The 21,274-nt window shown below is 63.9% G+C and carries 18 protein-coding genes; 13 read left to right on the top strand and 5 right to left on the bottom strand.

Annotated elements, in window-relative coordinates; translation table 11 throughout:
- The first annotated feature begins 1 nt into the window (after position 1).
- Entirely contained in the window at positions 2-1,054 is a 1,053-nt protein-coding gene (locus tag CI805_RS11160) for a hypothetical protein (RefSeq protein WP_260923285.1), read from the top strand.
- Positions 1,006-2,307 carry a hypothetical protein gene (locus CI805_RS11165; RefSeq protein WP_260923286.1) on the top strand — a complete coding sequence of 434 codons (1,302 nt, stop codon included), beginning with the start codon at positions 1,006-1,008 and terminating at the stop codon, positions 2,305-2,307. The genes CI805_RS11160 and CI805_RS11165 overlap by 49 nt, the downstream gene beginning before the upstream one ends.
- 9 nt (positions 2,308-2,316) lie before the next feature.
- On the opposite strand, the gene CI805_RS11170 is transcribed toward CI805_RS11165, so the two are convergent.
- Genes CI805_RS11170 through CI805_RS11180 form a run of 3 tightly spaced genes read right to left on the bottom strand, consistent with a single transcriptional unit; the run spans position 2,317 to position 5,485 of the window.
- A complete protein-coding gene (locus CI805_RS11170; protein ID WP_260923287.1) occupies positions 2,317-2,961 on the bottom strand; it encodes a TadE/TadG family type IV pilus assembly protein in 645 nt (214 codons plus the stop codon).
- On the bottom strand, positions 2,961-3,572 hold the full coding sequence (locus CI805_RS11175) for a TadE/TadG family type IV pilus assembly protein (protein WP_260923289.1): 612 nt from the start codon (positions 3,570-3,572) through the stop codon (positions 2,961-2,963). Before CI805_RS11175 ends, CI805_RS11170 begins: the two co-directional genes overlap by 1 nt.
- Positions 3,569-5,485: a TadE/TadG family type IV pilus assembly protein gene (locus CI805_RS11180; protein WP_260923290.1), complete on the bottom strand. Its 1,917-nt coding sequence runs from the start codon at positions 5,483-5,485 to the stop codon at positions 3,569-3,571. Before CI805_RS11180 ends, CI805_RS11175 begins: the two co-directional genes overlap by 4 nt.
- A gap of 151 nt (positions 5,486-5,636) precedes the next feature.
- Here CI805_RS11180 and CI805_RS11185 point away from each other — a divergent pair, with 151 nt between their 5' ends.
- The 5 genes from CI805_RS11185 to CI805_RS11205 are packed head-to-tail and all read left to right on the top strand — an operon-like array spanning position 5,637 to position 11,949.
- The gene (locus tag CI805_RS11185) at positions 5,637-7,649 is read left to right on the top strand and encodes a GAF domain-containing sensor histidine kinase (RefSeq protein WP_260923291.1); all 2,013 of its coding nucleotides are present in this window, start codon (positions 5,637-5,639) and stop codon (positions 7,647-7,649) included.
- Positions 7,577-8,749: a response regulator gene (locus CI805_RS11190; RefSeq protein ID WP_260923292.1), complete on the top strand. Its 1,173-nt coding sequence runs from the start codon at positions 7,577-7,579 to the stop codon at positions 8,747-8,749. The genes CI805_RS11185 and CI805_RS11190 overlap by 73 nt, the downstream gene beginning before the upstream one ends.
- Positions 8,749-9,606, top strand: coding sequence for a CheR family methyltransferase (locus tag CI805_RS11195; protein WP_260923293.1), 858 nt, complete (start codon positions 8,749-8,751; stop codon positions 9,604-9,606). The genes CI805_RS11190 and CI805_RS11195 overlap by 1 nt, the downstream gene beginning before the upstream one ends.
- On the top strand, positions 9,596-11,449 hold the full coding sequence (locus CI805_RS11200) for a response regulator (RefSeq protein WP_260923294.1): 1,854 nt from the start codon (positions 9,596-9,598) through the stop codon (positions 11,447-11,449). The genes CI805_RS11195 and CI805_RS11200 overlap by 11 nt, the downstream gene beginning before the upstream one ends.
- A gap of 32 nt (positions 11,450-11,481) precedes the next feature.
- Positions 11,482-11,949, top strand: a complete 468-nt coding sequence (locus CI805_RS11205; protein WP_260923295.1) for a low molecular weight protein-tyrosine-phosphatase — start codon at positions 11,482-11,484, stop codon at positions 11,947-11,949.
- Between the two features lie 225 nt (positions 11,950-12,174).
- On the opposite strand, the gene CI805_RS11210 is transcribed toward CI805_RS11205, so the two are convergent.
- A complete protein-coding gene (locus CI805_RS11210; protein WP_409934888.1) occupies positions 12,175-12,801 on the bottom strand; it encodes a GNAT family N-acetyltransferase in 627 nt (208 codons plus the stop codon).
- Positions 12,802-12,979: 178 nt separating this feature from the next.
- On the opposite strand from CI805_RS11210, the gene purC reads away from it, so the two are divergent.
- The 3 genes from purC to CI805_RS11225 all read left to right on the top strand — a co-directional run bounded on the left by purC (position 12,980) and on the right by CI805_RS11225 (position 17,759).
- The gene (gene purC, locus CI805_RS11215) at positions 12,980-13,762 is read left to right on the top strand and encodes a phosphoribosylaminoimidazolesuccinocarboxamide synthase (RefSeq protein ID WP_260923296.1); all 783 of its coding nucleotides are present in this window, start codon (positions 12,980-12,982) and stop codon (positions 13,760-13,762) included.
- 146 nt (positions 13,763-13,908) lie between these two features.
- Positions 13,909-16,788: a M16 family metallopeptidase gene (locus CI805_RS11220; protein ID WP_260923298.1), complete on the top strand. Its 2,880-nt coding sequence runs from the start codon at positions 13,909-13,911 to the stop codon at positions 16,786-16,788.
- A 131-nt stretch (positions 16,789-16,919) separates the two neighbouring features.
- Entirely contained in the window at positions 16,920-17,759 is an 840-nt protein-coding gene (locus tag CI805_RS11225) for an aldo/keto reductase (protein WP_260923299.1), read from the top strand.
- 116 nt (positions 17,760-17,875) lie between these two features.
- Here the strand turns inward: CI805_RS11225 and CI805_RS11230 are convergent, their stop codons facing one another.
- Positions 17,876-18,547 carry an HAD-IA family hydrolase gene (locus CI805_RS11230; protein ID WP_260923300.1) on the bottom strand — a complete coding sequence of 224 codons (672 nt, stop codon included), beginning with the start codon at positions 18,545-18,547 and terminating at the stop codon, positions 17,876-17,878.
- A gap of 59 nt (positions 18,548-18,606) precedes the next feature.
- Between CI805_RS11230 and glmU the strand changes: the two genes are divergently transcribed.
- The 3 genes from glmU to CI805_RS11245 all read left to right on the top strand — a co-directional run bounded on the left by glmU (position 18,607) and on the right by CI805_RS11245 (position 21,172).
- The gene (glmU, locus tag CI805_RS11235) at positions 18,607-19,977 is read left to right on the top strand and encodes a bifunctional UDP-N-acetylglucosamine diphosphorylase/glucosamine-1-phosphate N-acetyltransferase GlmU (RefSeq protein ID WP_260923301.1); all 1,371 of its coding nucleotides are present in this window, start codon (positions 18,607-18,609) and stop codon (positions 19,975-19,977) included.
- A gap of 23 nt (positions 19,978-20,000) precedes the next feature.
- Entirely contained in the window at positions 20,001-20,828 is an 828-nt protein-coding gene (locus CI805_RS11240) for a TIGR00266 family protein (protein ID WP_260923302.1), read from the top strand.
- 77 nt (positions 20,829-20,905) lie between these two features.
- On the top strand, positions 20,906-21,172 hold the full coding sequence (locus tag CI805_RS11245; protein ID WP_260923303.1) for a hypothetical protein: 267 nt from the start codon (positions 20,906-20,908) through the stop codon (positions 21,170-21,172).
- The last annotated feature ends 102 nt before the right edge of the window (positions 21,173-21,274 follow it).

Below are 21,274 nucleotides of genomic sequence, written 5' to 3' on the forward strand. Positions count from 1 at the left end.
CATGACGGTCCGCTTAGCCGCGCTTGCCGCCGCGTCGTTTCTGGCGCTGGCGGCACCGGTCGCGCATGCCCGCACCGCGCAGGTATCGCTGGCGCACGCCTGCGTCGAGGGAAGCGGCGATGCCGAGGCCGCCGCACACCTTCTCGCGCAGCGCCTGACCGAGCGCGGCCTCACCGGTCAGGGCGGCTGTCGCCTGACGATCCGGCTCGATGCCACCTCGGGCCTTGGCGAGGGCTACCGCATTCGCCGTGAAGGCCACGGCTTCATGGTCTCGGCCAGCCAGCGGCGCGGCTATGTCTACGCCGCCGGATGGCTGCTCTCGCACCTGCATGGCGCCATGCTCGACTGGAATGAGCCGGTTGACGAGCACCCGGCGCTTGCCGTGCGCGGCGACCAGATCGGCATTCGGGCCAAGAACAACAGCTTTGATGCCTGGACCCCGGCCATGCTGGCGCGCCATGTCGACGATCTAGCGCTGATGGGCGCCAATCGCATCCAGCTGGTCGGCCCGGTTTCCGACGACGCAGGCGCCTCGCCGCTGGCCCCGGTTCCGGCGATGGACGCGATCCTCGCCACCGCGCGCGAGGCCAAGGCACTGGGGCTGGAGGTCGCGCTCTACCAGCCGCTGCTGCGCGACTATGCCAAGCCCGGCGCCGATGCCGCCGAACTGGCTACCTTCACCGATCTGATCGACAGGTTCCCGGCGCTCGATGCGGTCTATTTCCCCGGTGGAGATCCGGGCAACACGCACCCCGACATCCTGTTTCCCCTGCTGGCCAAGCTCGCGGTTCCCTTGCGTGCACGGTTTCCCAAAGCGGAACTGCTGGTCTCGACACAAGGGTTCGACGAGGCGGGCTTCCTCGCCTTCGTGGCGCAAATCCGCAAGCGACCATCGTGGTTGTCCGCCGTGTTCGTCGGTCCGCAGACGCGGGGCTCCATCGCCCGCCATCGCGAACTGATCGACCCCTATTATCCGCTCGAACTCTACCCGACACCGCGCACGCCATGCACGCGCAACTGCCGGTCCAGCGCTGGTCGCCAGTGTTCGCGCTGACCGAGGGACGCGAGCCGGTCAATCCGCGCCCCCTCGCCACGGCTGCCGCCTTCCGCGACCAGATCCCGCAGACGCGGGGTTTCATCGCCTATTCCGAAGGCGTGAACGATGACTGGAATGTCGCCCAGTGGCTGGCGCTGAGCTGGAATCCGAGCGAAACACCCAGCGACACGGCCCTGCGCTATGCCCGCCTGTTTATCGGTGATGATCGCTTTGCCGCCATCCCCGAAGCACTTGAACGCAACTGGCACGGCGATCCGGCGGACAATGCAGCCATTCCTGCCACCCTTCGCCAGATAGACGCGCTGCACCCCGCGCCTTGGGCCGACTGGCGCATCGACCTCTACCGCTATCGCGCCGTCTACGATGCGCTCGACGCCCAGCGCTGGAAAAGGGCGCGTACAGCACAAGCCAAGGCCGGTCGGGCTTTACGATCCGCCTCTATGCTCGGTGCCGAAACCGCCGCACAGCAAGCGCTCACGGCGATGTCTCCAGTTGCCACCCCCGCCGAAGCACAGCTTTACACGCGTCTGGAAACGCTCGCAGCCCGCCTGTGGCAGCATGCGCGTATGCAACTCAGCGTGACGCGATATGGTGCCTCCAACTGGGAGCGCGGCGCCAATCTCGACCGCGCGATGATCGACCTCACGGACAAGGCCGCGCTGGCCCCGCGGATCAAGGCCGCACTGGCACTTCCCGCAGAAAACAAGCGCGCGGCAGCGCTTGTTCGGCTGGGAGACCGCCCCGATGCCCGCGATCGCGCGCTCTACGACGACCTCGGAAACGCAGGGCACGAGCCACACCTCGTTACCGGCCCCGGCGAAGGAACCGATCCGCAAGGACGGCAAGGCGCAATCGACGGCGTAGCAGATCACCTCCCGCAAGACGGCTGGGCGCTTTCCGAACTCTCCTATGCGGAAGCTCTGTACGAACAGCCGCTACACCTGCGCTATACACAGCTGCCCAAGGGGCAAAGTTGGTGCTTGCGCTACACATGGGCCGGGGAAGATTACTGGCGCCCGCTGCAAATCAGCGCAGGCGGCGAAGTCATCGTACCGTTCCACAACCGGAAGAATAATCCGGCGTTCGAACAGACCGCCATTCCGGCAGAAACCGTTCACGACGGGACACTGGACGTCACCTTCGTCTCTCCGCCCGGAGCTGGCGGTAGCGGTCGCGGCAGGCAGATCGCCGAAACCTGGCTGGTTCCCGCCGCCCCGGCACAATGTTCAGGCGAGTGGACAGGACCGTGATGCACCCGGTCAGCAGGATGTCGTCGAATTGCCACCGGTCACGCCCGGCGTCAGATTGCGGTCGTCCCTTACCAGCAGTGCGGCTTCTCTTTCGAACCGGGAACTCTTGACGAACATCGTCCCGAACAGGGGCTGATAGTCGTAATAGACTTCAACATACATCACCGCCATGCCCGTGGGGGCCATCACCATGTGACCGGTGCGCCCCATCCCGTTGGTCTCGATCGTTCCGGCCACACCATAGGCGGAAGCGACTGTCAGATCACCGCTGCAACGCTGCCAGTGAATGTATTGCTGACTTTTGGAATTGATCTCCAGGCTGGAGAGAATGATGCGCCCGTGCGCCTCGAAATTGAAGCTGTTACCCTGATAGAGCCCCCCGGTCATAACCGAGGCGACCTGTGTCTCAGTCACGGTAGGCGTAACCGAACTGTTGTCGGTCTGGCCGATACGCGAAGAGTTGTCGGCCACCGAGGTCGCGATCTCGCTGACCTCCATGTTGATCATCGACATATAGGCGACCTCGGTGCCGTAAAGCCCCAGGATCAGGAAGATCGGCAGCGCCAGAGCAAATTCCAGGATCGATACACCGCGCCGGTCCCGCCGCATGGCCCGCAGCCATCCGGCGACTTTGGCCTTGGCGAATCCTTGCATCACTTGCACACCCCGACCGACGAACCATAGCTCGTCTGGGTCGCAAACGGCTGGTTCTTGCGAACCGAGGTGGCCGTGAGCGTCTGGTTCGTATTCCAGTTTTTCATCAGCGGGACCGGGAACAGCGGCTTGTAGGTTACTGTTGCGGTGTAGAGGATGACGTCATCCGCGCCGCCATTGCCCGAGACGCCGATATCCGCATCCCACTGCCCGTTCTGGTTCTCGTCAATATAGCTTTCACCATTGTCGCAAGTACCGTCGTTATTGGAATCGTTCCACGACTCCGCACGGCCGACGTCGGTGAAATCGTAATAGCTCTTGCGCGAAAACGTCAGCGTAGCGCTGGGAATCACCTTCTGGACGATCCCCGTCACATAGGCGTCCTCGGTGGTCGTATTGGCGGTCTCGATAGTGCCGTTGCGCGAAACCTGTTCCACTGCGCCGTGCAGCACGGAATTGATATACGCCATATACCCGATGTCGAAGATGCCCATCATCATCAGCAGGAACACCGGTGCCGCCAGTGCGAACTCCACCACGGTGACACCACCCCGGTCGCTCGCAATCGCACGCAGAACGCCTGGCCGATGATGAAATGCAGGAGGCGTCACTGAACAATCCTCAGTTCGCCCACCTGCTTGGCGATCTCCTGAAACGCGGTGTTCAGGCCGCTGGCATCCGTAGCGGAATACGAACTGTCATCCGACGAGCAGTACTGCAGATCGTCGGAAAGGGTGGATGTAAACGCGATCACCCAGATGCGAATGCCCTTGGCCTTGATCGCATCGCACGCCGCGCGGAAACGCGAGGTATGGTAATCGTCGTCGTTCGTGTACCCGTTGGCCGTCACGCGGCGGTCCCAGTACTCCACGCCCCAGGCCTGCTGGATCATGTAGTTCGTATCCATCTCACCGTCGGTCATGAAGATGAGGTGGCGCGAGACTTCACCACCGTTCTGCGGAGCCGCGGTAACATTCGCCGAGAACATCCCGGTCGGCGAGGCCAGACGGCCGCCCCAGATCATGCCGATATCGAGGTAGGTTCCCCCCTCGGCGACCAGGCTGTCAGCATAGGCGTTGAAAGCGGTTTGCGACATTTCGCTGAGCAGTTGCGCCTTCGCCGGGCAGAAGGTGTAGCCCAGACTGATAACGGAATAGCCATAGTAGCCGTTCGCATACTGGATACGGCCGCTGGAATCGGTCCGCAGATACGTGACTTCAGGCCACATCGGCGCCCACTTGCTCTTGTCGTCGCTCGTCGGCGCGCCATCGATATCAAGGTCCAGCGCTGCGGCGGGCGAGATCCCTGTCGCCGAGCTATACGTGATATTCGTAGCCGGCACGGTGGATCGCTCTTCTATGCAGCCACCCCAGGTCGAGCTGACCGCAGCACCATTGGTTCCGGTCGGCGTGGTGACGGTGGAGAATGCCTTATACTTGCTCGTATCATAGCTAATTGGCGCATAGAGATAGTATGAGGTCACATTACGCGACGTATAGCTGTAAGAAATATAGTAGTATGTATTTCTGTTCGATGTGAAGGCCTGACAGGCGTAGGTGTATTTCCTCTGTGCCTGCGTCGTTACGCCATTTGATGTCGACGAGCTTCCGTAGTTTGAATAATCGGAATCATTGGTCAGACCAGATTTCGCCAAAGCAGTGTTGCAGGACGCCAGGGTTGAATAGGCGGTCGAGTTGTATTTTGTCCAACTCGACGCCGAAGAAGCCGAACCCGTCGATGTGACGAACTGGCGCGACTGGTACGTGCGCGTATCGACAAGATAAGACGGGTTCAGATTGTACAGCAACTGGCCCACGTTCACGGTCGTGCTGTACGGCACGAAACCATAGCGGATACGCGCGTTGGTGCCCGACGTAGAGCTTTGCAGCGTGGTGTAGAAGTTCTTCATCGCCGTGCGCAGGGCGGCGATACGCGTGGTACTGCCGAGAGTTTCGTCCATCGATCCGGTGGTATCAAGCACCATCATCACATCGGCATTGCCCACGCCCATCGAACTCGCACAGGTCGCAGTCAGCGGGATCGTCGAAAATCCGAACAAGCGGACCACGGCGGTGTTCATGACCGTGCTGGCCGAACCATCGACTGTCGAGCCGCTGTCGGGCGTGCTGGACGTAAATGTGGTGCCGTGGGTGTCCTGATCAGCGTCAAGGAAATTCGCGCCGAAATAGGTCGTCGCGGCTGCCTGCGAAGCCGTGTCATAGCCATTGGTCGTCACTGTGCGGCGCCCGGCAAGCACAGCGGCATCACAGGCGGCCTGCAACTGGTTCTTCACCTTGTAGGCCCGGCTGAGATCGATTGAGGCCCCGACGATCATCGCGGTAACGATCATCCCTACCGCCGCGATCGGCAGCAGGCTTCCGGCAGTGTCGCGAAGGAGAGCGACGAAGGATTTAACGATGCGACCCATGAGTTTGCAGGCTTTCTGCGGATTTTGCGCTTGATCCTCGTCCCCTACCGGCAAATGCTTAACGAACACTTTGACGCACTGCGCCAAAATGGACATTCACGATCGTTAACGGCCGAGAAATAATGCAACTGCGAGCAAAAATGCGGAACCTTTCCGAAACTTGTCGGTTATTGCCCCAAATCGGGGCTTTGCGCGCACGGGGGGCGCAGCCCGCGCGCGCCTGCGGCCGTTCCCCGCGAGAGTACCGATGACGTCATCCCAGGGACCGAATTCCCAGATTCTTCTCGCTTTTGCCCTGCCACTGATCCTGGGGCTCTGTCTTCTGACCGACATCACCTTGCCGCTCGGCACCGGGGTGAGCGTCCTCTATCTCCTGCCCACCGTTATCGCCTACGCAGGCAAACGTCCGGTAGCGCCGATAGCTACTGCAATCGGTGGACTTGGTTGCGTCACGCTAGCCTATTTTTACGCACCTGACGGCGTTGCCGCCTCGATCGCGATCATGAACCGGGTACTCTCTGGCGCGACCAACGTGCTGGTCGCCATCATCGGTGCATCGATCATTCACTACCGCAACCGCAACCGCCATGCACAGGCGCTGCGGGTAGCCGAAGCCGAACTGGCCCGAACCATGGCCGGTGAAGTCCCGCTGGACGAACTGGGCCACCGCGCCATCACCTTCCTTGCCGAACAGTTCGGGGCCAGTGCCGGGGCTCTGTTCGCCCATGAAGACGGCCAGTATCGCCGCATCGCTACCGTCGGCGTACCGCAGGATGCGAACATCCCGCGTACAACATCCCCGGACGACGGTCTGCTGGGCGAGGTCATCCGCACCGGAAATACCATCCATCTTGCCGATGTTCCGGCAGGCTACCTCGAAATCGGCAGCGCGCTTGGGCGCGCGGTGCCTCGTGCCCTGGTGATCGGTGCCGCGCAGGTCGACGGCTTCGTGAATGCGGTAATCGAACTGGGCTTTCTCGATCAGCCGAACGCTCGCCCCGAGGACGTGTCCGAGTTCCTCGACCTTGTAGGCGGACCTCTCGGGATTGCCCTGCGCTCCGCCAAATATCGCTCGCGCCTTGAGCACCTGCTGGCCGAAACGCAGAACCAGGCCGAAGAGTTACAGGCCCAGAGCGAGGAACTGCGCGCCAGCAACGACGAACTGGAAGCGCAGAGCAAACAGCTGCTCGATTCGCAGACCGAGCTGGAACAGCAGCAGGCCGAACTCGAACGCTCGAACGCGCAGCTCGAAGAACAGACCGCCTCGCTCGAAGCCCAGCGCGACGAACTCGCGCGCGCGCAATCGCGTCTGCGCGGGCAGGCTGACGATCTGGAACAGGCCAGCCGCTACAAGTCCGAATTCCTTGCGAACATGAGCCACGAATTGCGCACCCCGCTCAATTCCCTGCTCATCATGGCGCGGCTGCTGGCGGACAACCGCAGCGGCAACCTGTCGGGCGAGCAGGTTCGCTTCGCCGAGACCATCGAGACGGCGGGCAACGATCTGCTCGCCCTGATCAACGACGTGCTCGACATTTCCAAGATCGAGGCCGGTCGCATCGACCTCGATCTGCACGAGACCTCGCTGGCCACGCTGCTCGCCAAGCTGCGTGACACGTTCGCGCCGGGCGCCGAGCGCAAGGGGCTGAACCTGACGATGAGCGTTGCGCCGGAGGCCCCAGCCTCGCTGGAGACCGATCCGCTTCGCCTCGAACAGATCCTCAAGAATTTTCTATCGAATGCGCTCAAGTTCACCGATGCCGGTTCTGTCGAACTGGCGATCCGCAGCACCGGGAACGACACGCTCGCCTTCACCGTGCGTGACAGTGGCCCCGGCATCGCGCCCGAGCAGCAGCAGGCGATCTTCGAGGCCTTCCGGCAGGCCGACGGCGGCATTGCCCGCAAGTACGGCGGCACCGGCCTTGGCCTCTCGATCTCGCGCGAGCTGGCCCGCCTTCTCGGCGGCCAGATCTCGCTCGAAAGCGAACCCGGCAAGGGCAGCGCCTTCACGCTGACGCTTCCCTGCACATTTGCAGGAAGCCGCGAGGCCGCACAGGCGCCGGTGCGCCAACAGGAAACGATCCGCCCGTCAGCTGCCACCCCCGCGCCGCGATCCACAGGATCGCTCCACGCAACGTCCCCAAGGATGACCGCGAAGCGCTCTCCGGCGATTCCCGCATCATTCTGGTGGTCGAGGACGATCCGGCCTTCGCCCGCATCCTGTGCGATCTGGCGCACGAAGTCGGCTTCCACTGCCTGATCGCCGGAACCGCAGACGAAGGCGCGATGCTGGCGCGGCAATATCTGCCCCATGCCGTGATCCTCGACATGCACCTGCCCGACCACACCGGTCTTTCGGTGCTGGACCGGATCAAGCGCGACATTCGCACGCGCCATATTCCGGTCCACATCGTCTCCGCCGACCATGACGATCACGGCGCGCTGGCCAGCGGTGCGGTCGGCTATCTGTTCAAGCCGGTCAGCCGCGACGCGCTGGTCGATATGCTGGAGGGCCTGGAAGCCCGCATGGAGCAGCGCCTGCGCCGGGTTCTGGTGGTCGAGGACGACGCGATGCAGGCCGAGGCGGTGAACCATCTTCTCGCCACCCGCGATGTCGAGACGGTCGCCGCTTCCAGCGCAGCCGAGTGCCTTGAGCGCCTCGGCACCGAGACCTTCGACTGCATGGTGCTGGACCTTAACCTGCCCGATATGTCCGGGCTGGACCTACTGGAAAAGCTCTCGGGCGACGACAGGCTCGGCTTCCCGCCGGTGATCGTCTACACCGGCCGCGACCTGTCTACCGAAGAGGAGATGCGGCTGCGGCGCTATTCCAAGTCGATCATCGTCAAGGGCGCCAAGAGCCCCGAGCGGCTGCTCGACGAGGTTTCATTGTTCCTGCATCAGGTGGTGTCCGACCTGCCGCCCGAGCAACGCCAGCTGATCGAACGCTCGCTGGGCCGGGACTCCGCGCTGGAAGGCCGCCAGATCCTTGTCGTCGAGGACGATATCCGCAATGTCTATGCCCTCACCGCCGTGCTCGAACCGCATGGCGTAGCGGTCCGAATCGCTCGCAACGGCGTGGAGGCGCTGGACGAGCTGGCCAGAACCGAACGGGGCGAACGTTCGCCCATCGACCTTGTGCTGATGGACGTGATGATGCCCGAAATGGACGGCCTCACCTGCATGCGCGAAATCCGCAAGGACCCGCGCCGTGCCGGGCTGCCGATCATCGCGCTCACCGCCAAGGCCATGGCGCGCGATCATCAGGAATGCCTTCAGGCCGGTGCGAACGATTATCTGTCCAAGCCGCTCGACGTGGACAAGCTGCTCAGCCTCGTGCGCGTCTGGATGCCCCGCTGATGCGCGCGGGCGAGACCATCGAGGACATCGAGCTGGACCTGCTGGTCGAGGCGATCTGGCGTCGGTATCAGTACGATTTCCGCGACTACTCGCGCCCCTCGCTGCTGCGGCGAATGCAGCGTGCGCAGACGCACTTCGGCTATCCCACGATGTCGCGGATGCTCGACCGCGTGCTGCACGATGCCGACAGTCTGACCACGCTGATCGGCTACCTGACCATTCAGGTCAGCGAGATGTTCCGCGACCCCACCTACTTCAAGGCCCTGCGCGAGAAGGTGATCCCTCACCTGCGTACATGGCCGACGATCAAGGTCTGGGTGGCAGGCTGCGCCAATGGCGAGGAATTCTACTCGCTGGCGATCCTTTTCCACGAAGAGGGCCTGTCGGACCGCACGATGTTCTACTGCACCGACATCAACCCCGGCGCCCTCTCGCGCGCCGAGGGCGGTATGTACGAGATCGAGCGTATCGCCGGTTTTTCGCGCAACTATATCGAGGCAGGCGGCACCGGATCGCTATCGGACTACTACACCGCCAATTACGGCATGGCGCGCTTCTCGCCCGAACTGCGCCGCCGGGCGGTCTTCGCCGACCACAACCTCGCCAGCGACGAGGTGTTTTCCGAAGTGCAGCTCGTCTCCAGCCGCAACGTGCTGATCTACTTCGACCGCACCTTGCAGGACCGCGCGCTGGACCTGTTCGCCCGCTCGCTGCCGCGCGGCGGGTTCCTGGGTCTGGGCTCCAAGGAGACCATCCACTTTTCCGATCAGGCGCGCCGTTTCAACGACTTCGCCCCGCAGGACAAGATCTACCGCCGCAACGCCCTCGATACGCAGGAGGCCGCCTTTGCAGAGTGAACCGATCCGCATTCTCGCGGTCGATGATATCCGCGAGAACCTCGTCGCGCTGGAGGCCGGGCTCGACCAGCCGGGCGTCGAACTCGTCACCGCACGCTCGGGCATGGAGGCGCTGGAACTGCTGCTGCGGCAGGATTTCGCACTGGCGCTGCTCGACGTGCAGATGCCCGAGATGGACGGCTTCGAGCTTGCCGAACTGATGCGCGGGACCGAGCGCACGCGCGGTGTGCCGATCATCTTCCTCACCGCCGTCGCCACCGACGAGCGCCGCCGTTTCCGCGGCTTCGAGGCGGGCGCGGTGGATTACATGCTCAAGCCGCTCGACCTGCATGTGCTCAATTCCAAGGTTGCGGTCTTTGTCGAACTGGCGCGCCAGCGGCAGGAAATCGCTCGCCAGCGCGATGAACTCGGCATGGCGCTCAGCCGCACCCGCGCGCATGGCGACAACTCGCCGCTCGCGGTGCTGGAAATCGACGAATCCCTGCGTATCGTGCGCTGGGCCAAGAGCGCGGAACGCCTGCTGGGCTTTACCGAGGCCGATATGCTAGGCCTGCACCTTGCCGAAGCGCCGTTCCTGCGCAGCGAGGACCGATCGACGATAACCGGGCGGTTCCGCGCCCTGATGGGGCCGCACAGCGACCGCACCCGGATCGACCAGCACATACTGCGGGCCGACGGCAAGGATAGGCTGGGCGAATGGTACTGCTCCTCGCTTCCTCCCACCGGCTCGCGCCCGGCCAGCGTGACTGTCGCCATGCTCGACGTCACCGAGCGGCATGAGGCGGAACAGACGCAGCGACTGCTGATTGGCGAACTCAACCACCGGGTGAAGAACACGCTGGCGACCGTTCAGGCCATCGCCAGTCAGGGTCTTCGCCACGCCAGCGGCCTCAGCGACTTTCACGAGGCGTTCAATGGCCGCTTGCAGGCGCTCGCCCGCGCGCATTCCTCGCTCTCGGACACGACATGGGCGCCCGCCAGCCTGCGCAACCTGATCGCCGATCAGGTCGCCATCGGTGCGCTGGGCGAGGATCGCCTGCACCTGTCAGGTCCCGACATCGACATGCCGCCCGAAGTCGCCTTGCGCTTCGCCCTGATCCTGCACGAGCTGACCACGAACGCGCACAAGTACGGCGCGCTCTCAAACGACAGCGGCATCGTCCATCTCGACTGGTCGCTGGAAAGCGGCGCACTGCATCTGGTCTGGCGGGAAAGCGGCGGCCCACAGATAAGCCAGCCGGAGCGGCGCGGCTTCGGGTCGACATTGATCGAGCGCTCGATGGCGTCTGACGGCGCCCGGATCGAGGCGCAGTTCCTGCCGTCAGGCGTGGTATGGACGATGCATCTTCCACTACCGGAGATCGCTTCCGCCGCGGCAATCGCTCCGCTTGCGTCTGCCGCTCCGGCCATACCCGCCTTGCCTGCGATGCCCGCCATTCCCCACCCCGCCCCTTCTCCGGTATCCTGCTCCACGGAAGGTATCGTCGTCCTCGTCGTCGAGGATGAACCTCTGGTGGCGATGGAACTGACCATGGAGATCGAGGATCACGGCGGCATCGCCATCGGCCCGGCCTCGTCCTGCGAACAGGCCTTGTCGATGATCGCGGCCCGCCCACCGATGGTCGCGCTGCTTGACGGCAATCTCAACGGTGAACGGGTCGATATCGTCGCCGACAAGCTCGCGCAGGCGGGCACGCCATTTGCCTTCGTCAGCGGCTACAACCGCGACCACTTGCCCGAAGCGCACCGCGACCGCCCGATGCTCGGAAAACCTTTCCTCCCTGCCGACGTGCGGGCGATGCTGCAACAGCTTGCCGCAGAATGCACCGAGAAGGTGGCCTGACGCTATGCGCCTGAAGCGATAGGAGGCAGATCATGGCCAATCCCGTGCCTGCCGTGTTGTTCGTTTGTCTCGGCAACATCTGCCGTTCTCCGCTGGCCGAGGCGGCGATGCAGCACGAAGCTCTCGCAGCCAGACTGACGCTCGATATCGATTCAGCCGGCACCGGCGCATGGCATGTCGGCAATCCGCCGGACCCGCGCTCCATTGCCGAAGCAGCCCGGCACGGCATCGATATTTCGCACTATGCCGCACGACAGGTCACGACAGAGGATTTCCATCGCTTCGATCACATCGTGGCGCTCGACCGGTCCAATCTTGCGAACCTTCAACGTCTGGCCCCGGACGACGGCACGGCAAATCTCTCGATGCTGATGGATCACGTGCCGGGAATGGCGGGCCGCGATGTCAACGATCCCTACTATGGTGAGCCCCGCGATTTCGCGCGCACCTGGCGCGAAGTTCTGGCGGGAGCGAGAGGGCTGCTCGGCAAGCTTGCGTAGAAATCGCATGGGTAAACTCGGATGGTCTGTAAGGGGCCCCATTGCGGACGCTTCCTCTCTCCTCTTCAGGGGAGAGAAACGAAGGCTTGGCAGCTTGCTGCCTAGCCGTAGTTGAGAGGGGTTAGGCCGCGCGCTCCCCTCTCCCAACCCTCTCCCCTGAAGGGGAGAGGGCTATGACCGCCTCCCACCCATAACAGCCATTCAGCAGACGTCTGTCCGCGCCGCCTAGAACCGGCGCAACCAATAGCGCATGGGCTTTTCGCTTTCGATGCTCTCGCCCTTGTCCTTCCAGCGCAAGGTGGTGCTGAGCGCATCTTCGCGCCGGTAGCCTCGCCCGGTCCAGAACCGGTCGAGCGGCACGTAGTCCTGGGGACGCGCAGGGTGATCGACCGGTCGCTCCACGGCTGCGAAAGTCGCCATCCGCGCGCCGTTCGCCTGTGCATGCCGTTCGCGATGGTCGAAGAAGGCATGGCCCACGCCCTGCCCGCGCCAGGATGGCAGCAGGACCGATTCGCCGAAATAGAACAGGTGTTCGATATCGAGCCCGGCCTCCCGGAACGGTGCGCTGAACGCGGCTTTCTGCCCCGCCATCGGCGCCGCCGTCGCCGCCCCAACGACCGCTCTGCCCGCTCTTGCCACTACCAGCACCGCGCCCGGCGATGCTGCAAATTCGCGCAGGTATTCGCTCTCATGGGCGAGATCGCCCTCATAGAGATAGGGCCACGCCGCAAAGACCGCGATGCGCAGCCGTGCCAGATCCGCGATGGCAGACGCGATCTGCGTGCCGGTCAGGCTTTCCACTTCCACCATCGTCACCTCTTTTACCCGCCTCTCGCTTGCCTTGCGTCCCATGCCCGGCGATAACCACGCAATGGGATCGCCCGATCCCATGCGCGATTTGCTTTTGCACCGGCTTGCACTATATGCGCGCCGGAATACCCCGGCCCTTCCGTCCTCGCAGCGATGCGGCCCGGCACCGGGGATACCGCTCTTTTCGAACGCCCGTGTTCACTGTTCAAGGACGAAGCGCATGTCCCGTCGCCGCCAGATCTACGAAGGCAAGGCCAAGATCCTCTACGAAGGCCCCGAGCCCGGCACGATCATCCAGTATTTCAAGGACGATGCGACTGCCTTCAATGCCCAGAAAAAGGGCACGATCCAGGGCAAGGGCGTGATCAACAACCGTATCAGCGAATACGTGTTCTCGCGCCTCAACCACATCGGCGTTCCCAACCACTTCATCCGTCGCCTCAACATGCGCGAGCAGCTGGTGCGTCAGGTTGAGATCATCCCGATCGAGGTCGTGGTGCGCAACGTGGCCGCCGGCTCCATCTCCAAGCGCCTCGGCATTCCCGAGGGCGAGATGCTGCCGCACACGCTGATCGAATACTACTACAAGGACGATGCGCTGGGCGATCCGATGATCGCCGAAGAGCACATCGCCTGCTTCGGCTGGGCCACCAACGAGGAGATGCAGGACATCTCGTCGATGGCGATCCGCGTGAACGATTTCATGTGCGGCATGTTCGCCGCCATCGACATCCGCCTTGTCGACTTCAAGCTTGAGTTCGGTCGCATCTGGGACGGCGACTTCAGCCGTGTGATCCTCGCGGACGAGATCAGCCCCGACGGCTGCCGCCTGTGGGACATGCACACCGGCGAGAAGCTGGACAAGGATCGCTTCCGCCGCGATCTCGGCGGCGAAGAGGAAGCCTATCAGGAAGTCGCCCGTCGCCTTGGCCTGCTGCAGGACGACAACGGCCCCAGCGAAGTGCTCGACCTGTCGAAGCACCGCAAGCTGCGCGGCAAGTAATCTGATCGCAGGCCTCGCGCGCACCAGCGCGCGAGGCCTGCCGGTCGTACTATGGCGATTGTCGGGCCGGACCGCTCTCACCCCCTCGCTATTGCGAACCCTTCTCCTTGCGCTTTAGCGACTTGCGGGTAAATCTTCTCCGCAGGATGCCTGCAAAGACTTTCGCGACACTCTCGCTCTCCGCCCTCCTGCTCACCGGCTGCGCGCAGATTTCCGCGCACACGCTACCGGTTCCGGCGAGTTCTCTCGCGCGTGCTGCCAAGCCCGATCCGGCAAGCTGGGCCTTCGAGAGCAGCGATCTCCCCCTCGATCCCGACTGGCGCTATGGCCGCCTGCCCAACGGCATGCGCTACATGGTGCGGCACAACGCCATGCCCGCGGGCACCGCGATGGTGCGGCTCGATATGAACGTGGGCTCGTTCGACGAGACGGCCAGCGAACAGGGCTTCGCGCATTTCGTCGAGCATATGGCCTTCAACGGATCGACCAATGTGCCCGAAGGCCAGATGGTCCCGCTGCTGGAGCGCGATGGCCTCGCCTTCGGGGCGGACACCAATGCCTCGACGAGTTTCGACCGGACGAATTACAAGCTGGACCTGCCGCGCGCCGATCCGAAACTGCTCGGCACCGCGCTGATGCTTATGCGCGAGACCGCCGGAAACCTGACGTTCGCCCCCGATGCCGTGGCACGCGAACGCGGCGTGGTGCTGTCGGAAATGCGTGATCGCAACACCTGGGCCTATCGCAGCACGCAGGATGCCACGCGCTTCTTCTATCCCGGATCGCGCTTTTCCGAACGCTTTCCGATCGGCCTCAAAACAACGCTCGATGCCGCCACCTCGCAGTCGCTCTATACGTTCTATCGCCGCGAATATGTGCCGAAAAACGCCACGCTGATCGTCGTGGGAGACTTCGACACCGATGCCGTCATTGCCCAGATCAAGGCGCGCTTCGGAGACTGGCGGGCAGCCCCGGTTGAACTCCAGCCCGATGGCGGACCGGTTTCGCCAAAGAGCAAGGGGCGCACGTCGATCTATCTCGACCCGGCGCTGTCCGAGCGGGTGACGATCCAGCGCAACGGCCCATGGATGGACGAGCCAGACAGCGCTGCCCAGCGCGAGGAAAACCTTTTACGATCTATTGGTTATGCCATCGTCAACCGCCGTCTCCAGAGCATCGCCCGGCGTGCGGATGCTCCGTTCAAGGGCGCAGGCTTCGGCACCGGAGACGTGTTCGAGGCCGCCCGATCCACGCGCCTGATCGTCGATACCGTTGACGGTGGGTGGCAAAAGGGGCTGGAGAGCGCGACACAAAGTTACCACAACGCGCTTGAGAACGGGTTCAAACCGTCCGAAGTCGCCGAACAGGTCGCCAATATCCGCACGCAGCTGGAAAACGCGGCCGCAGCCTCATCCACCCGCTCGAACGCCGCACTCGTCGGCGCGGCCGAAGCGCTGATCGACGATCGCAAGGTGGCGACCACGCCGCAGTCGGTACTCGACCGCTTCCGGGCGTTCGCCCCGAAGATCACCCCCGACGCCGTACTCGCTGCCCTGAAGCGCGAAGCCCTGCCGCTGACCGATCCACTGATTCGGTTCCAGGGACGTACCGCGCCCGCAGGCGGCGAAAAGGCGCTGCGCCAGACATGGCGCGCAGCGCTTCACGCGCCGCTCGGGTCCGACGCCGCGCAGACCGATGTCCCCTTCGCCTATACCGATTTCGGCACGCCTGGCACCGTGGTCAGCGATCACGTCGATCCTCGCCTCGGCATTCGCGAAGTGCGTTTCGCCAACGGGGTGATGCTGAACATCCGGCATACCGATCTGGTGCGCGACCAGATCTATGCCAGCTTCGCCATCGACGGCGGCGACCGTCTGGAGACGAAGGCCGATCCCACCGCCACCGACATGATGAGCTATCTCGACAAGGGCGGTCTCGGCAAGCACAGCCTCGACCAGCTAGACACGATCACTGCGGGTCATACCGTGGGTATGGCACTGGGGAGCAGCGGCACCTCGTTCGACGGGCGCTTTGCCACGACGCCCAGCGACCTCGGTCTGCAACTGGAACTGATGGCCGCACTCGTTACCGATCCCGGCTATCGGTCCGAGGGCGAGGTCCAGTATCACCAGCAAGTGAACACCTTCTTCGCACAGATGGGCGCAACTCCTCAGTCGGAGATGCAGGCCAAGCTGGGCAACATCCTTTCGGACAACGACCCGCGTTTCTCGCTGCTCGCGCCCGAGGTCTACCGCGCGCTGACTTTTGCGAAGCTCAAGGCCGATATTTCCGACCGGCTGGCGCACGGCGCGGTGGAGATCGGCCTTGTCGGCGATGTCGATGCCGATCAGGCCATTGCGCTTGTCGCCAAGACCTTCGGCGCCCTTCCGCAGCGTGAAGACGCCTTCCGGGACAACGACCAGCCGCCGCGCACGTTCTCGGCGGATCGTTCCGAGCGGGTGCTGCGCCACACCGGCCCTGCCGATCAGGCGCTGATGCGGATCACCTGGCCGACCCGCGACGATGCCGATCCGGTCGAGGCGATGAAGCTCGAACTGCTCGAAAGCGTGATGCGCATCGAACTCACCGACGAACTGCGCGAGGCCTTGGGCAAGACTTACTCACCGTCCGCCAGCAGCGACCTGTCCCGCGACTGGAAGGGTTATGGCTCCTTCTCGATCTCGGCCTCGATCAGCGTCGGCGATGTCTCCGCAACCAAGGCGGCGATCGAGCGTGTCGTTGCCCGGCTGGGCAGCGAGCCGGTCAGTGCGGACGTGCTGCTGCGCGCCCGCGCGCCGATGCTCGAAGGCTTCCAGAACGCGCTCAAGACCAACGCCGGATGGCTGGGTCTGGTCGGGCGCGCGCAGAGCCACTCGGACCGGATCGACCGCTTCCAGCAGGCCGCACAGCGCCTTTCCGCGCTCACCCCAGCCGATGTCGAAGCCATGGCGAAGCGCTATCTGATGCCCGATCAGGGACTTGAGGTATTGGTGATCCCCAAGGACGTCCCCCAACCGACCGGCTGACATCGCGCACGCCTCCCTCGCCTTATCGCGAAGGGGGCACGGTTCGCAGACAGATGCAGGTGCATCCATTTCAATGGCAGACCCGGTTCTTAACTCGGCCATGTTGCATCGCAAAAGATGAGGCTCTCCAGATGACCGTCACGCTTTCCTCCGCCCCCGTCCAGCGCCTGAACAACGGCGTCGAGATCCCTCGCCTGGGCCTGGGCACCTGGCCGATGGAGGATGCCGAGGCTGAAAACGCCGTGCGCACGGCCATCGAGGCGGGCTATCGGCTAATCGACACGGCGGAGAACTACAGGAACGAGCAGAGCGTCGGCGAAGGCATCCGCACCAGCGGCGTGCCGCGTGAGGACATCTTCGTCACTACCAAATTCAACCGCGAATGGCACTCGGTCGAAGGCGTGCAGGAAGCCTGCAAGGCCAGCCTCAAGCGCCTTGGGCTCGATTACATCGACCTGCTACTGATCCACTGGCCCAACCCCGATCAGGACCGCTATGTCGCGGCCTACGAAGGCATGGAGCGGCTGCGCGAACAGGGGCTGGTGCGGGCGCTGGGCACCTCGAACTTCAAGATCCCGCATCTCGAAAAGCTGCTGGCGGCAGGCCATGTCCCGCAGCTCAACCAGATCCAGCTCGATCCCTATCGCCGCCGCGACGATATCGTGGCTTTCCACGAAGGCAACGGCATCGCCACCGAGACGTGGAGCCCGATCGGCCGCGGTGACAGCCTGCTGGGCGATCCAGCCATCACTGCCATCGCACAGGCGCATGACCGCACGCCCGCGCAAATCGTGCTGCGCTGGCACATCCAGTCCAGCTACCTGCCGGTGCCCAAGTCCGGCAATCCCCAGCGCCAGATCGAGAACCTCGACGTCTTCGAGTTCGAGCTGAAGGACGACGAGATGGAAACGCTGAACGGCCTTGGCCAGCCCGACGCCGAGATCGTCGATGCCGACAGCTTCGGGCATTGAGACTGTTTGGAAATTCGCTGTAGGCGAATTTCATCGACACCAGCCCTCGCCCCCACCCGGCCTCCCATAGCATACTATCGTCGGGAGGCCGGGGGGGCGAGGGTCGATGCCGCATCTCAAAGCTTCGACAATACCGGCGCCAGTTCCTCGAACCCGTCGATAACCGCCGTGCCGCCCAGCGCGGCGGGGTCGCCATCGTTGAAACCGAAGCTGACGACCACGCAGGGCAGCCCTGCCGCTTTCGCCGCGCCGGTATCGAAGCTGCTGTCGCCGACATAGGCCGCTTTTCCGCCCCCTGCCCGCTCGATCATCAGGTCGAGCAGATCGGGCGCGGGTTTGCTGCGCCCCGGCCCCAGCGTATCGCCGCCGATCACCGTGAAGAAACGATGGCGTTGACCAAGATCGTCGAGGATTTTCGTCGCCAGCCGTTCCAGCTTGTTGGTGACGACCGCCAGCTTCACGCCGCGCGCGGCCAGATCGTCGAGCATCGCCTCGGCGCCCGGATAAAAGCGCGACAGGTCGGTCATATGCGCTTCGTACCAGACCATCAGCGCCTCATAGAGTGCGGGCATCTGCTCTTCGGGAAGAGGGCCGCCCGTGACCTCCAGCGCCTTGTGCAGCATGGCGCGGGTGCCGCCGCCGATCAGATCACGCACGGCATCGTCGGGAAGCGGTGCACGCCCCGCCAGCGACAGCGCATGGTTGACGGCACCGGCAAGGTCGCGATGGCTGTCCAGCAGGGTTCCGTCGAGGTCGAAACCAACGATATCAAAGGGAAACGAAGTCATTGCCGGTGTGGTGCAACCTCGGGATGGAAACTGCAACACTTTGCTGGCAAACGGACAAGATGACCACGGACACCGCCCCGCTCGCTATCGTCGTCCTCGCCGCCGGCAAGGGCACCCGCATGAAAAGCGACCTGCACAAGGTGCTTCACCCCATCGCCGGTCGCCCGATGCTGGAGCATCTGCTGGCCAGCGCCGCGCAACTGGCGCCGCAGCGGCAGGTCGTGGTGGCAGGCCACGGGCGCGAGCAGCTGGAAAAGGCGCTCGGCGCACGCGCGACGATCGCCGTGCAGGAACCACAGCTCGGCACCGGCCACGCCGTGCAGCAAGCGCAAGGGCCGCTGGCGGACTTCGCGGGCGACGTGCTGATTCTCTACGGCGATGTGCCTTTCGTGCGCCCCGAAACCATGCGCGCGATGATCGCCCGCCTGCACGAGGCGGATGCGCCTGCCGTGGTGGTGCTGGGCTTCGAGCCGGCAGACCCGCTCCAGTACGGGCGCATCCTCGCGCACGAGGACGGGCGGATTGCGATGATGGTCGAATACAAGGACGCCAGCGAGGAACAGCGCGCCTGCCGCCTGTGCAACTCGGGGCTTATGGCGGCCCGCAGCGCCGATCTGTTCGACCTGCTCGCCCGCGTCGGCAACGACAACGCCCAGGGCGAATACTACCTCATCGATATCGTCAATGTCGCGACGCTGGAGGGCAAGCCCTGCGCGGTGATCGCCACCGACGATCCCGATGAGGTGGCGGGGATCAACAGCCGGGGCGAACTGGCCGGTGCCGAAGCGCGCTGGCAGGTGCGTCGCCGCGAGGCAGCGATGGTCGACGGCGCCACGCTGATCGCACCCGAAACGGTGTTCTTCAGCTGGGATACGCAGCTGGGCCGCGACGTGACGGTGGAGCCCAACGTGGTGTTCGCCCCCGGTGTGTCGGTTGCCGACAACGTGGTGATCCACGCGTTCTCGCATCTGGAAGGCGCAACGCTGGAAAGCGGTGTCTCGGTCGGTCCCTATGCGCGTCTGCGTCCCGGCGCGGTGCTGCACAAGGGCTCGAAGGTCGGCAACTTCGTCGAGATCAAGAACGCGCAACTGGGCGAAGGCGCCAAGGCCAACCACCTCACTTATCTGGGCGATGCCACGATCGGCGCGGGCGCGAACATCGGCGCGGGCACTATCACCTGCAACTACGACGGCTACTTCAAGCACCAGACGGTGATCGGTGAGCGGGCCTTCGTCGGCTCGAACAGCGCGCTGGTGGCGCCGGTGAAGATCGGCAGCGACGCCATCGTCGCGGCGGGCAGTACCGTCACGCGCGACGTCGGCGACGGCGAATTGCGCATCGTGCGCGGCGAACAGCTGGTCAAGCCCGGCTGGGCCGACGCGTTCCACGACGCGATGAAGAAGAAGAAAGCCGAAAAGGCCGAGAACTGAACCTTTCCGTTTAGGAGCATTCCATGTCCGACAGTCCCTGGGGCCAGAGCCGCCGCACGACCGACGCCGATGAGGTCGATTACGAGATCCGGGGCCAGGAACTCCAGTTCGTCGAGATCGAACTCGATCCCGGTGAAAGCGCCATCGCCGAAGCCGGTGCGATGGTGTGGAAGGATGCCTCGATCGAGATGACCACCGTGTTCGGTGACGGTTCGGGCCAGCAGGGCGGCGGCTTCATGGGCAAGCTGCTGGGCGCGGGCAAGCGGCTGGTCACGGGCGAGAGCCTGTTCACCACGGTCTTTACCCACCACGGCACCGGCAAGGCGCGCGTTGCCTTTGCGGCGCCCGTGCCCGGCACCATCCTGCCGATCCGGCTGACCGACGTGGGTGGACGACTGATCTGCCAGAAGGATGCGTTCCTGTGCGCCGCACGCGGGGTGCAGATGGGCATCCACTTCCAGCAGAAGATCATGACCGGCCTGTTCGGCGGCGAAGGCTTCATCATGCAGCGCCTCGATGGCGACGGCATGGTCTTCGTGCAGATGGGCGGCATGGTCGTCGAGCGCGAGCTTGCCCCCGGCGAGGAACTGCACGTCGATACCGGATGCGTGGCGGCCATGACGGCAAGCGTCGACTTCGACGTGATCCGTGCGGGCTCGGTCAAATCAATGATCTTCGGCGGCGAGGGTGTATTCTTCGCCCGTCTTCGCGGCCCCGGCAAGGTGTGGATCCAGTCGATGCCCTTCTCGCGACTTGCCGGACGCATGCTTTCGGCCGCGCTGCCAGGCGGTCAACGGCGTGGCGAAGGCTCGATACTGGGACCGTTGGGTGATTTTATCGACGGCGATTGAGGTTTATTTACCGGACGTTACGAATTGGCGGATAACAGCGCGGCCTTCACTATTCGCAACGCCGGAGCCCCAACCCCGTGCCGATCTCGTTCAAGGATGCCCTGCGATTTTTGGCCTGGTTTTGCTGGGCCGGTGCCGTTCTTGGTATCGCGGTATTCGCCTGGACGTTACTGACGCGCTGTTATACCACACCGGGCTCGGCATTGTTCGAGGTGCGAATTTTCTGCGACCACGCCGCCGCCGCGCGAGGCAACAATGCCCTGTGGATCGCCATAGCGCTGGTGATTGTTGGCGCGCTATTCCATCAGGGCGGTCGCAAGGCAAATCGCACCCCTCTTGGCTGACCCGTCAGGCCGTTAAGCCTTCACACAGCATTGCAGGTGCAGGGGGCGGATCGTAAGGTCCGCTGTAACGGGCCTTGCGCCCTACCCCTTCCCTTTCGCGGC

The organism is Novosphingobium sp. 9 (assembly GCF_025340265.1).
GTDB lineage: Bacteria > Pseudomonadota > Alphaproteobacteria > Sphingomonadales > Sphingomonadaceae > Novosphingobium.

Coding starts and splice junctions, on each gene's coding strand:
- CI805_RS11160 (WP_260923285.1), top strand. CDS start 2: ATGACGGTCCGCTTAGCCGCGCTTGCCGCCGCGTCGTTTCTGGCGCTG.
- CI805_RS11165 (WP_260923286.1), top strand. CDS start 1,006: ATGCACGCGCAACTGCCGGTCCAGCGCTGGTCGCCAGTGTTCGCGCTG.
- CI805_RS11170 (WP_260923287.1), bottom strand. CDS start 2,961: ATGCAAGGATTCGCCAAGGCCAAAGTCGCCGGATGGCTGCGGGCCATG.
- CI805_RS11180 (WP_260923290.1), bottom strand. CDS start 5,485: ATGTCCATTTTGGCGCAGTGCGTCAAAGTGTTCGTTAAGCATTTGCCG.
- CI805_RS11185 (WP_260923291.1), top strand. CDS start 5,637: ATGACGTCATCCCAGGGACCGAATTCCCAGATTCTTCTCGCTTTTGCC.
- CI805_RS11195 (WP_260923293.1), top strand. CDS start 8,749: ATGCGCGCGGGCGAGACCATCGAGGACATCGAGCTGGACCTGCTGGTC.
- CI805_RS11205 (WP_260923295.1), top strand. CDS start 11,482: ATGGCCAATCCCGTGCCTGCCGTGTTGTTCGTTTGTCTCGGCAACATC.
- CI805_RS11210 (WP_409934888.1), bottom strand. CDS start 12,801: ATGGGACGCAAGGCAAGCGAGAGGCGGGTAAAAGAGGTGACGATGGTG.
- purC (WP_260923296.1), top strand. CDS start 12,980: ATGTCCCGTCGCCGCCAGATCTACGAAGGCAAGGCCAAGATCCTCTAC.
- CI805_RS11220 (WP_260923298.1), top strand. CDS start 13,909: ATGCCTGCAAAGACTTTCGCGACACTCTCGCTCTCCGCCCTCCTGCTC.
- CI805_RS11225 (WP_260923299.1), top strand. CDS start 16,920: ATGACCGTCACGCTTTCCTCCGCCCCCGTCCAGCGCCTGAACAACGGC.
- CI805_RS11230 (WP_260923300.1), bottom strand. CDS start 18,547: ATGACTTCGTTTCCCTTTGATATCGTTGGTTTCGACCTCGACGGAACC.
- glmU (WP_260923301.1), top strand. CDS start 18,607: ATGACCACGGACACCGCCCCGCTCGCTATCGTCGTCCTCGCCGCCGGC.
- CI805_RS11240 (WP_260923302.1), top strand. CDS start 20,001: ATGTCCGACAGTCCCTGGGGCCAGAGCCGCCGCACGACCGACGCCGAT.